Below are 14,045 nucleotides of genomic sequence, written 5' to 3'. Positions count from 1 at the left end.
GTAAAAAAAAGTTTGCTATCAGGTGCTGAACGTGCGTTAATGCTCGCAGGTTTGATGTACAGACCACAGAGCAGTCGAATAGAGCAGTCCTTCTAAGGTTATCCAAAGATACCCCCGTAGTGAACTTTCCCTTTATCGCTTTAAATCTGTAGTCCAGACCGCTACGCCGCAAGGCTCACTTATTTTTTTAAAGGTAATTCACTATGTCCGGTAAAATGACTGGTATCGTAAAATGGTTCAACGCTGACAAAGGCTTCGGCTTCATCACTCCTGACGATGGCTCTAAAGACGTGTTCGTACACTTCTCTGCTATCCAGAACGATGGCTACAAATCCCTGGACGAAGGTCAGAAAGTCTCCTTCACCATCGAAAGCGGCGCTAAAGGCCCGGCAGCTGGCAACGTAACTTCTCTGTAAGTTCAAGCCGCTAAGAATCGAGAATCCCTGCCTGATGGCGGGGATTTTTTTTATCTGTCGCCAGCCGCCGCCAGCATACGATGGCGGCTGCCGGGCATTCAGAGTCGGGCAAAGCGCCAGCCCGTTTCCCCCCACGTCAGGCTGTGGGTGAGTTTCAACCCCTGCAGAAACGCCTCGTCATGCGACACCACCACCAACGCGCCGGGAAACGTCGCCAGCGCACACTCAATGGCCTGTGTCGACGCTAAATCGAGATGGTTGGTCGGCTCATCGAGCAACAGCAGCTGGGCAGGATCGCGTCGCCAGAGCACGCAGGCCAGGGCCGCTTTCAGGCGTTCGCCGCCGCTGAGCGCCGCCAGCGGCAGGTTGACCTTATCGGCGCCCAGCTGCAGCTGCGCCAGACGGGTCCGCAGCAGCCCCTCATCCAGCGGAGTATCGTCCAGGCTCAGATGCGTTATCACCGATAACGACAGATCCAGCTGCGTCAGATGTTGATCCAGATAAGCGGCGCTCACCGACAGCCGGACATCGCCTGAGGCGGCCTGCTCCAGCCCCAGCAGCGTTTTCAGCAAGGTAGTTTTGCCGCAGCCATTCGGCCCTCGCAGCGCGACGCGCATCGGACCATCCACGCGCCAGTCCAGCGGCGCAGCGGGGGAATGGGCGAGTTGCAATGCTTCCACGACCAGCACCTGCTTGCCCGCCGCCACTTCGCTGCCTGGCAGGGTGAACATCACCGGCGTATCCTCTTCCACCCGCTCTCGCGCCTGCTGCACAGCGCCATTCAGACTGCTGTTCTGTTCACGATGCTGACGGCGCAGCGTTCCCGGACGCTCTTTTGCCGCGCCTTTGTACTTCACGCGTTCGAAAGAGGCGATATTCAGGGTATCAACGGTACGCAGTGTCTGCGCCGAGCGCCGCTGGGCAGCATCATGCTCTTTTTGCATTCGCGCGCGGGTGCGTCGCCGCTCGGTCGTCGCATGGTCCAGCGCCGCGCGCGCCGCCTGCTGCTCCGCCTCGCGCTGCCGCTGATATTCGTCATAGTTGCCGCCGTAGCTGCGCAGCGCCGTCGGCGTCAGCTCGATGATCCTCGGCATCCGCGCCAGCAGTTGACGATCGTGGCTGGCGATCAAAGCTCCGCCGTGCCAGTTTTCCAGTTGCTGATAGAGCCACTCTCGCCCCTCACTGTCCAGATGGTTGGTGGGCTCATCCAGCAGCAGATAATCGGCGCCCGAGACGAAGGCGCCGCACAGCAGGGCCTTCATCCGCTCGCCGCCGCTGAGTGAAAAAGCGGGACGATCGGCAGAGAACGGCGGGAGACCGGCATCACGGAAAGCTAAACTCAGCCGATCGGGGAGATCCCAGTGGCCATCCAATAGCTCGAAATCGTCGGCCAGTCCATGACCCTGTTCAAGGCGGTACAAGGCGTCAAAGACCGGCGCATAGCCCAGCAGCGTAGCGAGGGTGGTCTCCGGCGTAAGCGTCGGCTGCTGCGCCACCCAGGCAATGGAAGCCGCGCGCTCGATATGGCCACCGGCAGGAGAATCCAGGCCCGCCAGCAGGCGCAACAGACGCGACTTACCGACGCCGTTCCGGCCGACCAGACCGCAAAGGGACGGTTCCAGCGAGACGCTGAGAGGACCAAACAGGGTCTGCCCCGTCGCAAACTGACAGGTGACCTGATGTAAAACAAAAGCGGGGATGTGGGCGCAATGAGCCATAAGCACTCCTGAATGAAATCAATACTCCCCTACCCGCAACGTCTGCGAGGTAAGGCGTGAAGTTCATCAGTCGTGTTTGTTCATTTGTAGGGCGCGCTCCAGTGAGACGAGGGATTCGTCGGGGCACAGGATAGCCACACTCCGCTATGAATTTCAAGCCCGTTTAATTCAACAATCGTTTAAAAATAAAAAGGCCTCCTGATATCAGGAGGCAAATGATTTATTTGGTGAACAATGAAAGGGTGCATTGAGAATGCCTGACACTGCAAGCATAGTGGGGATAGATCCCCACCAGATGCTCTTACTGTTTACTATCACAGGCTAAGAATGCCACCAGCTCACTATTTCCCTGCCTGAGCTGTAATTCACATAGCGAATCACGAACCATCCAGGTCAATAATAAAACAGTGAAGCAAATCACTATTAAGCCAAACAACAGATACTTTCGCGACACTCCTCGCCTCCCGTGTGTGTAAGTTCACACAGATATTGCAATTGCCTCAGAACACTAAAGGAGGGATTGCCAGATGTTGATGCAGCATATCGGTGTCGGCTATTTTGGGTATTACCGAGCAACTGCTTATGCGATGAAACACTCTCTTATGCCCGAGATTGCGAAGTTAAGAATGAAGGCTCTGAACTTCTGGGATAAGCACGGGATCCGTGCCGCAGCTGATGCTTTTGACGTATCAACGCGAACACTCTACTGGTGGCGCCGGTTACTGCGCACCGGTGGTCCAGAAGCACTAATTCCAAGAAGCAAAGCCCCTCTGGTTCGCCGTTCAAGGCACTGGCATCCTGATGTACTCAAGGAGATCAGGCGTCTGAGAACTGAGTTACCCAATCTCGGCAAAGAGCAGATTTTTGTCAGGCTGAAACCATGGTGTGAAGCGCGGCATTTTACCTGTCCCAGCACGTCAACCATTGGAAGAATCATTGCTGGTGCTCACGATAAAATGCGGATGATCCCCGTACGCCTCAGCGCCAGGGGCAAAGCCCGGTTGATAAAAAAACGCTCAGTGAAGCCCAGAAGACCAAAACAATACCGCCCGGTAAAAACAGGCGAACTCATAGGGATGGACGCGATTGAACTCAGGATGGGGGACCTACGCCGCTATATCATTACCATGATCGACGAGCACAGCGACTATGCGCTGGCCCTGGCGGTCCCTTCACTCAACAGCGATATTACCAGCCATTTCTTCAGCAAGGCCACAAAGCTCTTTCCTGTCGCTATCAGACAAGTTGTCACTGACAACGGTAAGGAGTTCCTCGGTAACTTTGATAAAACGCTACAGGAAGCCTCGATTAAACACATCTGGACCTATCCGTACACACCGAAAATGAATGCGACCTGTGAGCGATTTAACCGGACACTTAGAGAACAATTTATTGAATTCAATGAATTGTTGCTTTTTGAGGACCTGAATTTGTTTAATCAAAGAATGGCTGAATATCTGGTGCTGTATAACAGCAAAAGGCCACATAAATCACTCGAACTGATGACGCCAGTGGACTATATTTTACGTGAGAGTAAAAATTGCAATATGTGGTGGACCCATACACCGTGTTGATTTTCAACAAGTAAGAGGCTACGCTTATGGTGTTCATGCATTAGGAGAGCCTCACTTTGATGACTATCAGGTGGGGCTTTTCTCTATCTGTCTCCCGCTGAACACCTGAGACACACAGTCTCAAGCACCCGCCGCCATTCTAGCGTAAATAACTTTCGGAATTATGTTTATATATTCTTAAAATATTTTTTATTGATCAATGTAAATAATTAAAATATCAATAACTGAATTATTATCGGTTCGACTACTTATATTTCAGGTATAAAAAAACCTGCCCTGAGGCAGGTTTTTTATTATTACCGCTACGCTTACTGCAGCAGAGAAATATCCGCCACCTGCAGGAACAGTTCACGCAGTTTGGACAGCAGCGTCAGACGGTTGATGCGGACATCTTTGTCTTCGGCGTTGACCATCACGTTTTCGAAGAACTCATCCACCGGCTCGCGCAGAGCGGCCAGCTCAATCAGCGCATCCTGATAGCGGCCTGCGGCGAAGTACGGCTGCAGCTTGTCGCGCAGCACCACCAGATTGCCCGCCAGCTTAATTTCCGCCGCTTCTTTCAGCACGGAAGCGTGAACGATGTCGTTCAGCGTCTCGTCGGATTTCGCGAGGATGTTGGAGACACGTTTGTTCGCCGCCGCCAGCGCAGAGGACTCTTCCAGGGTACGGAAGTGCGATACGGCTTTCATGCGTGCATCGAAATCCGCCGGGCGGGTTGGACGACGCGCCAGTACCGCCTGGATAGTGTCGACGCCGTAGCCTTCGTCCTGATACCAGGCGCGGAAGCGGCCCAGCATAAAGTCGATCACGTCATCAACCACGTTGGCGTTGGTCAGCTTCTCACCGTACAGACGCACCGCTTCTTCGGTCAGCGTTTGCAGATCGAGGTTCAGGTTCTTCTCGACGATGATACGCAGGACGCCCAGCGCGGCGCGGCGCAGCGCAAACGGGTCTTTATCGCCTTTCGGGTGCTGGCCGATACCGAAGATACCCGCGAGGGTGTCCATCTTATCGGCAATCGCCACCGCGCAGGCCACCGGGTTAGACGGCAGCGCGTCGCCGGCAAAGCGCGGCTGATACTGTTCGTTCAGCGCCACGGCCACATCTTCCGCTTCGCCATCGTGGCGCGCGTAGTGCATCCCCATCACGCCCTGGGTGTCGGTGAACTCGAAGACCATGTTGGTCATCAGGTCGCACTTGGACAGCAGGCCCGCGCGGGTCGCGTGGTTCACGTCAGCGCCAATCTGCTCGGCAATCCAGCCCGCCAGCGCCTGAATGCGATCGGTCTTGTCGCGCAGCGTACCCAGCTGCTGCTGGAACAGCACGGTTTCCAGACGCGGCAGGTTGTCTTCCAGACGTTTTTTACGGTCGGTGTTGAAGAAGAACTCGGCGTCGGCCAGACGCGGACGGACCACCTTCTCGTTACCGGAGATGATCTGCTGCGGATCTTTCGACTCGATGTTGGCGACGAAGATAAAGTTCGGCAGCAGCTTACCGGCGTTGTCGTAAACCGGGAAGTACTTCTGGTCGCCCTTCATGGTGTAAACCAGCGCTTCAGACGGCACCGCGAGGAATTTTTCTTCGAACTTCGCCGTCAGCACCACCGGCCATTCCACCAGCGAGGTGACTTCTTCCAGCAGGCTTTCGCTCAGATCGGCTTGACCGCCAATCTTACGCGCCGCCTCTTCCGCATCGGCTTTGATTTTGGCTTTACGCTGTTCGTAATCGGCGATGACTTTACCGCGCTCAAGCAGGATCTGCGGGTACTGGTCGGCATGGTCGATGGTGAATTCCGGCTCGCCCATAAAGCGATGGCCGCGGATCACGCGATCGGACGGGATACCGAGGATAGTAGCCGGGATTACCTTGTCGCCCAGCAGCAGCGTGACGGTGTGAACCGGGCGCACGAAGTGGACGTCAGACGCGCCCCAGCGCATCAGTTTCGGGATCGGCAGCTTCGCCAGCGAGCTGGCAATCATGTTCGGCAGCAGCGCTTCGGTGCTTTCGCCCTTCACATGGGCGCGATACAGCAGCCACTCGCCTTTGTCCGTAGTCAGACGTTCGGCCTGATCGACGGTAATACCGCAGCCGCGCGCCCAGCCTTCGGCCGCTTTGCTTGGCTTGCCTTCGGCATCGAACGCCTGGGCAACGGCCGGGCCGCGTTTTTCCACTTCGCGATCGGCTTGCGCCGCCGCCAGGTTGGCCACCTTCAGCGCCAGACGACGCGGGGCGGCAAACCATTCCACTTTACCGTGCGCGAGGCCGGCGTTATCCAGCTCCGCGGTCACGTTCGCAGCAAAAGATTCCGCCAGGCTGCGCAGCGCTTTTGGTGGCAGCTCTTCAGTGCCGATTTCCACCAGAAAAGTATTCTCAGACATGGCCGCCTCTTATTTATTCTTGTTGCACATCGGGAAGCCGAGCGCTTCACGGGAAGCGTAGTACGCTTCCGCCACTGCTTTCGTCAGGGTGCGAATGCGCAGGATATAGCGCTGACGCTCGGTGACGGAGATGGCTTTACGCGCATCCAGCAGGTTGAAGCTGTGAGCCGCTTTCAGAATGCGCTCGTAGGCCGGCAGCGGCAGCGGGGTCTCCAGCGCCAGCAGATGCTGGGCCTCTTTCTCATACTGCTCGAAGCAGGAGAAGAGGAAATCGACGTCGGCGTATTCGAAGTTATAGGTGGACTGCTCCACTTCGTTCTGGTGGAACACGTCGCCGTAAGTGGTTTTACCCAGCGGGCCATCGCTCCAGACCAGGTCGTAGACGCTGTCGACGCCCTGGATGTACATCGCCAGACGCTCCAGGCCGTAGGTGATCTCGCCGGTCACCGGCTTACACTCCAGGCCGCCCACCTGCTGGAAGTAGGTGAACTGCGTCACTTCCATGCCGTTGAGCCACACTTCCCAACCCAGACCCCAGGCCCCCAGCGTCGGGTTTTCCCAGTTGTCTTCGACGAAGCGAATGTCGTGAATGGTCGGGTCCATACCCAGCTCTTTCAGCGACCCGAGGTACAGCTCCTGGATGTTGTCCGGAGAAGGCTTAATCACCACCTGGAACTGATAGTAATGCTGTAAACGGTTCGGGTTTTCGCCATAGCGGCCATCGGTTGGACGACGGGAAGGCTGTACGTAGGCGGTCGCCATCGGCTCCGGCCCTAACGCGCGCAGGCAGGTCATCGGGTGAGAGGTGCCGGCGCCGACTTCCATGTCCAGTGGTTGAACAATGGTGCAGCCCTGACGAGCCCAGTAATCCTGTAAGGTCAGGATCAGGCCCTGGAAGGTCCTGGTATCAAACTTTTGCATATGATTTCGTGCTGGATACGTGTGGATTTAAAGGAAGGAGTCAGTATACCCGCTGGCTGCGAGATATACAGTACGAAACGGCGTAGTTTCAGGAAAACGGACGAAATTTACGCCAGGCGGGGTCGATTCAGCGCATCGAAAGATGCATAAACTGGCCGTCGGGGTCAAAGGAACAGATGAAACGTTCATTCTTGCCGGTACGACCCGACAGCTCATAGCTCGCCTGGAATTGTTCAAGATGGTTCACGTCAACTAACTGCGTTTGCGTGTTATAGCGGATAGCGGCCTGATCCTTGCAAAGCTGCGCCATATTGAGCGTAGTTTGCGGTGTAATATGCGCGCGCTGCGCCTTTTGCGCCGGCGGGGAAACGGTCTCGCTGCAGCCCGCAAGGAGCAGCGCCAGCATTATGGAAACGACACCTTTCACCACGTTCTCCTCCACCGCCTTGTCAGCAAGTTGTTATCGCAAAGATCCAGTATTACAGGTATTTTGCGAATATCATGAAACAGCGACAAGTCTGTGATCAAAAACTCAGACTAATCTCGTGCGACACCGGGGCATAAGGCGGGTCAGACCTTATATCGCCAGTAGACTTTGAGGGACTGATGCAAGAAAAGATACACTGGATCACCAACCTGCGCGGCATTGCCTGCATGATGGTGGTGATGATCCACAGTACCAGCTGGTATATCACTCATCCGCATACGATTACCCTGCTGCAATGGGATATCGCCAATCTGCTCAATTCCGCCTCCCGCGTCAGCGTGCCGCTGTTTTTTATGATCTCGGGGTATCTGTTTTTTGGGGAACGCAGCGCTCAGCCGCGCCATTTCTGGCGGATTGGCCTGTGCATTGCGTTCTATAGCGCGCTGTCTCTGCTATATATCGCGCTGTTTACCCATATCAACGTCGAGCTGTCGTTAAAGAATTTGCTGCAGAAGCCCGTCTTCTACCACCTGTGGTTTTTCTTTGCTATCGCCGTTATCTATCTGCTCTCGCCGCTTATTCAGGTTAAATCCGTCAACGGCAAAATGCTGCTGGCGCTGATGGCGATCCTCGGCATTCTGGCCAACCCCAACATGGTTGGCGTCAAAGCCGCCGGGATTGAGTGGCTGCCGGTCAACCTCTATATCAATGGCGACACCTTTTATTACGTGCTCTACGGCGTGCTGGGCAGGGCTATTGGCACCCTGGATACCGATAAAAAATGGCTGACCCCGCTCTGCGCCGCGCTGTTCCTCGCCGCCGTGTGGGTCATCTCCCGCGGCACGCTGCATGAGCTACGCTGGCGCGGGGACTTCGGCGACACCTGGTATCTCTACTGCGGGCCGGCGGTGTTCGTTTGCGCGGTCGCCCTGCTGACGCTCGCCAAAAACTGGCTGAACGCGCGTCCCCTGCCCGGTATCGAATGTATTGCACGTCATTCTCTGGGAATTTACGGCTTCCATGCCCTGATTGTGCATGCGCTGCGCGCCAGCCATCTGGAACTGAGCCGCTGGCCGCTGCTGGATATTGTGTGGATTTTCAGCGCCGCCCTGCTCGGCAGCCTGCTGCTGTCCGGCCTGGTGCAGCGGGTTGATAGCCGGCGGCTGGTCAGTTAACGACCTGCCGCCGAGAGCGGGCCCGACTCACAGTTCAGGCCCCTCTTCCTGCACGCTGAGAGGCTCTCTTACACGGGTCGGGTCCCAGGCATCACGCACGTTTTTCTGCACCGCAACGGCGCCAAACAGGCTCAAAAAGTACGCCAGTCCATAGAACCCTTTCTCGCTGAGCAGCAGACTGGCATTCCACAACCCGATAACCAGCAGGCCAACGGCGATGACGAAGGCCACCAGACAGGTGGTGTAGTACAGCGCGGTGGTCGGAATGGCTTCATATTTATCGCGCACCGTCTTCTGATAAGACGCTGCGGCAAACAGCCCCAGCACCAGGACAGCAAAATAATAGCCTTTTTCATTCAACTGCATATCCGCATTCCACAGGCCGACCAGATAGGTGGCGATGCCGCCGATCAGGGCAATCCAGGAGATTAAATGAAAGGCCGGAGAATACGTCGCGTGCTTGTTTTCCATTACTTTTACCTCTTACGCGCCCACGGATGGCGCTTATTCCGTTTTTTGCATCGCGCAGGCGACGCGGATCCGTTCGGGGGTTGCCGATGCGCCATATAAGCAGACAAACCATGCCGCGATATAGACGGCTTTTTCATGCCAGCCTGCCGGCACATACCAGGCGCCCACCAGCAGCAGGCCGACCGATAGCAGCAGCACCAACCGGCATAAGGCAATAAAACCGTCGTCCTGTTCCTGCCACCGTCTGGCGCGCTGATGGGCGAGGACGGCAAACATCCCCATCACCAGTACGCCGAGAAAATAACCTTTACCGCTAAACAACGGGCAGGTTCGCCAGATACCGAGCAGATAAACCAGCGATCCTGCTGCCATCATCACCCTGGCAATATTGCGTTTTGTGTTCATCTCACCTCCCTGGTCGACAGGGGCTGATTATGACCGACTCCCCCGGCGATGCCTCAGGTTACGCACGGCCAAACGGAGATTTCGGAATAAACAAATACGCTTTTTTGGATGGATGTAGCCGGGACATTCAGGGAAGTAATCCGCCCGGCGTTGCCGGACGGACTGAGGCTATGACATCAGCGGTTTCAGCTGCTGATAAATCTGGCGGAAGGTTTCCCGCTGTGGCGCATAGTGGGCCACTCGGCGATCGTCCGGGCGATGCGCTTGCTCAAGCGGCAGCGGCGACAACAGTCCGGCGCGGTCGGCTTCGCCGTGCACCGCCAGCTGCGCCAGCCTGGCCGCCCCCAGCGCCGGGCCGACGTCGCCCCCGGTACGGTAATCGAGCTGCTGACCGCTGATATCCGCCAGCATTTGTCGCCAGTAAGCGCTACGCGCCCCGCCGCCGATAAGGGTGATGCTCTGCGGCTTGATGCCGCAGGCGTGAACCACGTCCATGCCGTCCGCCAGCGCATAGCCCACCCCCTCCAGCACCGCCCGCGCCAGCTCTGCCGGCCCATGCTGATGCGTCAGGCCGAAGAAGACGCCCTTGGCCTGCGGGTTGTTGTGCGGCGTGCGTTCGCCCGACAGATAGGGCAGGAACCACACCGGACCGGCGCTCTCGTCGGCTGACTGCGCCGCCGCAATCAGCGCCGGCACGCTGGCGAGACCGGTTAATTTCGCCGCCCAGTCCAGACAGGAGGCCGCGCTGAGCATCACCGACATCAGATGCCAGCGGCCCGGCAGCGCATGGCAAAAGCTATGCACTGCGCTTTCAGGCTTGCTGAGGAACCCTTCGCTGACCGCGAAATACACACCTGAAGTGCCCAGCGACAGCATCGCCTGACCGGCATCGGCCATGCCGACCCCGACCGCGCCGGCGGCGTTGTCGCCGCCGCCCCCCACCACCAGCGCCTGTGGCATATTCCACGCCTGCGCCACCTCCGGACGCAGCTGCCCGGTGACGTCGCTGCCTTCAAACAGCGCCGGCATCGCGTCCCGGCTGAGATCGCAGGCGGCGAGCATCTCATCGCTCCAGTCGCGTCGGGCGACATCCATCCACAGGGTACCGGCGGCGTCAGACATATCGCTGGCAAGCTCGCCGGTCATCCGCAGACGCAGATAATCCTTCGGCAACAGCACTTTATCGACCTGGCTGAACACCGCCGCCTCGTGGCGCTGCACCCACAAGAGCTTCGGCGCCGTAAAGCCCGGCATCATCAGGTTGCCGGTGATCTGCCGGGAAGCGCTGACTTTTTCCTCCAGCAGCTGGCACTCTTCGCCGCAGCGGCCGTCATTCCATAAAATGGCAGGACGCAGCACCTGTAGCGATTTATCCAGCAGGGTGGCGCCGTGCATCTGCCCGGCGATCCCCAGCGCCTTCACGTCGCGCAGACTATGCTGCGCGCCCAGGGCTTTCATCGCCGTGTCCGTAGCCTGCCACCACTGCTCGGGATCTTGTTCCGACCACAGCGGATGCGGACGCGAGACGGTGAGTTTTTCGGTATGCGATGCCACCACATCACCCTGCTCATTGAGCAGAATGGCTTTGACGCCCGATGTCCCCAGATCGATGCCGATATACATACTACCTCTCCTTAAACGCGCGCCACGGCTGAGCGTGGCGCGAACAGAGCATCCTGGTGGCGGTCCCGGTCACGCCGGGCGCCGCCGCATGATTACTTGTCAAACAGATAATGGTTGACCAGGTTTTCCAGTTGTTCCTGCTGACCGCTGCGATGCTGCGGCGCCAGCTGATGCTGAGCGGCGTACTGGGCAATGTCGCTGAGGGTCATCTGCCCGTTAAGGATCTGCTGCCCCAGCTCGCCGTTCCAGCCGGCGTAGCGTTTGGCCACGCGTTTATCCAGCTCACCGTCTTCGATCATCCGCGCCGCGACCTTCAGCGACAGCGCCATGGTATCCATCGCGCCGATATGGCCGTAGAACAGATCGTATTTGTCGGTGCTCTGACGGCGCACTTTCGCATCAAAATTGAGGCCGCCGGTGGTGAAGCCGCCCGCTTTGAGAATTTCATACATCACCAGCGCGTTCTCTTCGACGCTGTTCGGGAACTGGTCGGTATCCCAGCCCAGCTGCGGATCGCCGCGGTTGGCGTCGACGGAACCGAACAGCCCCAGCGCGATGGCCGTCGCGATCTCATGATGGAACGAGTGGCCGGCAAGGGTCGCATGGTTGGCTTCAATGTTCAGTTTAATCTCTTTTTCCAGACCAAACTGCTTGAGGAAGCCGTACACGGTAGAGGCGTCATAATCATACTGATGCTTGGTAGGCTCCTGCGGTTTGGGCTCGATCAGCAGCGTGCCTTTAAAGCCGATTTTATGCTTATGCTCCACCACCAGCTGCATAAAGCGCCCTATCTGTTCACGCTCCTGGCGCAGGTCGGTATTCAGCAGGGTTTCATAGCCCTCGCGACCGCCCCACAGGACATAGTTTTCGCCGCCCAGCTGATGGGTGGCATTCATGGCGGTAACCACCTGGGTGGCCGCCCAGCTAAACACTTCCGGGTCCGGGTTGGTGGCCGCGCCGGCGCCGTAGCGCGGGTTGGTGAAGCAGTTTGCGGTCCCCCACAGGAGCTTGACGCCGCTCTGCTGCTGCTTCTCCGCCAGCACCTCGACCATCCGGGCGAAGTTATTGCTGTACTCCTTGAGCGAACTCCCTTCCGGCGAGACGTCAACGTCGTGGAAGCAGTAGTAAGGCACGTTGAGTTTATGGAAAAATTCGAACGCCACATCGGCTTTGCGTTTGGCCATCTCCAGGGCGTCGCCAGGCTGCTGCCATGGGCGGTCGAAGGAGCCCACGCCAAACATATCGGCGCCATTCCAGCAGAAGGTGTGCCAGTAACAGGCCGCAAAACGCAGATGATCTTCCATCCGTTTGCCCAGCACCAGTTCATCCGGGTTGTAATGACGGAAAGCCAGCGGGTTAGCGGATTTCGGGCCTTCGTAACGAACGCGATCGAGTTGATCGAAATAGGTCTGCATAGAGAACTCCATATTCAGAGATGCGGCGAATAACCAATCAGGTACCCTAAATAATTCGAGTTGCAGGAAGGCGGCAGGAGCGCGAGTCCCCGATAACCAGGGGGCGAAGCAACGAATGTCACCAACACACCTACAACTTGAAGTATGACGGGTTTAAGCCAATATAGAATTTCGCTTTCATTTTCCTCAATTACGTTATTTCACACCGCCATTGAGAGAATCCACAAACGTGCGCCAGCTCGCAAAAAATAATATCGGCGCGTTCTTCTGCCGTCCTGTCAGAGAGGTCCAGTGCAATAATAAGAGTGTGCATGAATAAAATACGATCGCCGTCATAATTTGCGCATTAAACGAAATTTCATAACTGCAAAATAAGAACCGGTAATTGCCAGCCCTGCTTTCCGCGTTAAGAATCTGTAACGTATCCGCAACCTCATGTATCAAACATTATTTTTCCGTTCGTCTTACCTACCCTTACAAAAAAGGTATCGTTATTATGAAGATAAAGAACCTTTGCCTTACGCTTTGCGCCAGCTCCCTCCTGCTCGCCAGCATGGCGGGGATGGCGAAAGAAGTGAAGATTGGCATGGCCATCGACGATCTGCGTCTGGAACGCTGGCAGAAAGACCGCGATATTTTCGTCAATAAAGCGGAATCCTTAGGCGCCAAAGTTTTTGTCCAGTCCGCCAATGGCAATGAAGAAACGCAGATGTCGCAAATTGAAAATATGATCAACCGCGGCGTCGATGTCTTGGTTATTATTCCTTATAACGGTCAGGTGCTCAGTAACGTTATTAAAGAGGCCAAGCAGGAAGGTATTAAAGTGCTGGCCTATGATCGCATGATTAATAATGCTGATATTGATTTCTATATTTCTTTCGACAATGAAAAAGTCGGCGAAATGCAGGCGCAAAGCCTGGTCGACAAAGTGCCGCAGGGTAATTATTTTCTGATGGGCGGCTCGCCGGTGGATAATAACGCCAAGCTGTTCCGCGCCGGCCAGATGAAGATCCTCAAGCCGTATGTCGATGAGGGCAAAATTAAGATTGTCGGCGATCAGTGGGTTGACGGCTGGCTGCCGGAAAACGCGCTGAAAATAATGGAAAACGCGCTGACGGCGAATAATAACAAAATCGATGCCGTGGTGGCCTCCAATGACGCAACCGCCGGCGGCGCCATCCAGGCCTTAACCGCCCAGGGGCTGGCAGGCAAAGTGGCGATCTCCGGTCAGGATGCTGACCTGGCGGGCGTGAAGCGCATTATTTCCGGTACCCAGACGATGACCGTCTATAAACCGATTACCACCCTGGCCACCAACGCCGCCGAAATCGCCGTTGAGCTGGGCAACGATAAGCAGCCGAAGTCTGACACCACGCTGAATAACGGCTTAAAAGATGTCCCTTCGCGCCTGTTAACGCCAATTGAAGTGAATAAAGAGAATATCGACGCCACGGTGATTAAAGACGGTTTCCATAAAAAGAGTGAACTGTAATGGCTGACGCCCCGCTACGGGGCGTCATTT

At 56.5% G+C, this 14,045-nt stretch carries 13 protein-coding genes; 4 read left to right on the top strand and 9 right to left on the bottom strand.

Annotated elements, in window-relative coordinates; genetic code table 11:
• Nucleotides 1-203 precede the first annotated feature (203 nt).
• Complete coding sequence (gene cspE, locus LGM20_RS00980) at nt 204-416, top strand: transcription antiterminator/RNA stability regulator CspE (protein WP_000014594.1); 213 nt, start codon at nt 204-206, stop codon at nt 414-416.
• A 98-nt stretch (nt 417-514) separates the two neighbouring features.
• On the opposite strand, the gene LGM20_RS00975 is transcribed toward cspE, so the two are convergent.
• The gene (locus tag LGM20_RS00975) at nt 515-2,134 is read right to left on the bottom strand and encodes an ATP-binding cassette domain-containing protein (RefSeq protein ID WP_044525025.1); all 1,620 of its coding nucleotides are present in this window, start codon (nt 2,132-2,134) and stop codon (nt 515-517) included.
• A gap of 301 nt (nt 2,135-2,435) precedes the next feature.
• Nucleotides 2,436-2,588 carry a type I toxin-antitoxin system toxin HokA gene (hokA, locus tag LGM20_RS00970; protein WP_032454338.1) on the bottom strand — a complete coding sequence of 51 codons (153 nt, stop codon included), beginning with the start codon at nt 2,586-2,588 and terminating at the stop codon, nt 2,436-2,438.
• Between the two features lie 73 nt (nt 2,589-2,661).
• Between hokA and LGM20_RS00965 the strand changes: the two genes are divergently transcribed.
• Complete coding sequence (locus LGM20_RS00965) at nt 2,662-3,708, top strand: IS481-like element ISKpn28 family transposase (protein ID WP_017145254.1); 1,047 nt, start codon at nt 2,662-2,664, stop codon at nt 3,706-3,708.
• A gap of 308 nt (nt 3,709-4,016) precedes the next feature.
• Here LGM20_RS00965 and glyS read toward each other — a convergent pair whose 3' ends face one another.
• From glyS to LGM20_RS00950, 3 genes are all read right to left on the bottom strand, one after another.
• The gene (gene glyS, locus LGM20_RS00960) at nt 4,017-6,086 is read right to left on the bottom strand and encodes a glycine--tRNA ligase subunit beta (RefSeq protein WP_023291325.1); all 2,070 of its coding nucleotides are present in this window, start codon (nt 6,084-6,086) and stop codon (nt 4,017-4,019) included.
• A 9-nt stretch (nt 6,087-6,095) separates the two neighbouring features.
• Nucleotides 6,096-7,007: a glycine--tRNA ligase subunit alpha gene (gene glyQ / locus LGM20_RS00955; RefSeq protein WP_023291326.1), complete on the bottom strand. Its 912-nt coding sequence runs from the start codon at nt 7,005-7,007 to the stop codon at nt 6,096-6,098.
• Nucleotides 7,008-7,134: 127 nt separating this feature from the next.
• Complete coding sequence (locus LGM20_RS00950) at nt 7,135-7,434, bottom strand: YsaB family lipoprotein (RefSeq protein ID WP_072096573.1); 300 nt, start codon at nt 7,432-7,434, stop codon at nt 7,135-7,137.
• A gap of 179 nt (nt 7,435-7,613) precedes the next feature.
• On the opposite strand from LGM20_RS00950, the gene LGM20_RS00945 reads away from it, so the two are divergent.
• Complete coding sequence (locus tag LGM20_RS00945) at nt 7,614-8,609, top strand: acyltransferase (RefSeq protein ID WP_023291328.1); 996 nt, start codon at nt 7,614-7,616, stop codon at nt 8,607-8,609.
• 27 nt (nt 8,610-8,636) lie between these two features.
• On the opposite strand, the gene yiaA is transcribed toward LGM20_RS00945, so the two are convergent.
• The 4 genes from yiaA to xylA form a co-directional block, all read right to left on the bottom strand.
• Entirely contained in the window at nt 8,637-9,080 is a 444-nt protein-coding gene (gene yiaA / locus LGM20_RS00940; protein WP_044525027.1) for an inner membrane protein YiaA, read from the bottom strand.
• A gap of 33 nt (nt 9,081-9,113) precedes the next feature.
• On the bottom strand, nt 9,114-9,485 hold the full coding sequence (gene yiaB, locus LGM20_RS00935) for an inner membrane protein YiaB (RefSeq protein WP_032454341.1): 372 nt from the start codon (nt 9,483-9,485) through the stop codon (nt 9,114-9,116).
• A gap of 168 nt (nt 9,486-9,653) precedes the next feature.
• Nucleotides 9,654-11,108 (bottom strand): xylulokinase, encoded by a 1,455-nt coding sequence (xylB, locus tag LGM20_RS00930; protein ID WP_044525028.1) that lies wholly within the window; start codon nt 11,106-11,108, stop codon nt 9,654-9,656.
• Nucleotides 11,109-11,200: 92 nt separating this feature from the next.
• Nucleotides 11,201-12,523: a xylose isomerase gene (gene xylA / locus LGM20_RS00925; protein ID WP_023291332.1), complete on the bottom strand. Its 1,323-nt coding sequence runs from the start codon at nt 12,521-12,523 to the stop codon at nt 11,201-11,203.
• Between the two features lie 496 nt (nt 12,524-13,019).
• Here xylA and xylF point away from each other — a divergent pair, with 496 nt between their 5' ends.
• Nucleotides 13,020-14,015, top strand: coding sequence for a D-xylose ABC transporter substrate-binding protein (xylF, locus tag LGM20_RS00920; protein ID WP_023291333.1), 996 nt, complete (start codon nt 13,020-13,022; stop codon nt 14,013-14,015).
• Nucleotides 14,016-14,045: the final 30 nt, after the last annotated feature.

Origin of the sequence: Klebsiella quasipneumoniae subsp. quasipneumoniae, from assembly GCF_020525925.1 — a bacterium.
In the GTDB taxonomy this organism is placed as follows: Bacteria; Pseudomonadota; Gammaproteobacteria; order Enterobacterales; family Enterobacteriaceae; genus Klebsiella; species Klebsiella quasipneumoniae.
This window is presented reverse-complemented; position numbering and strand designations above follow the sequence as displayed.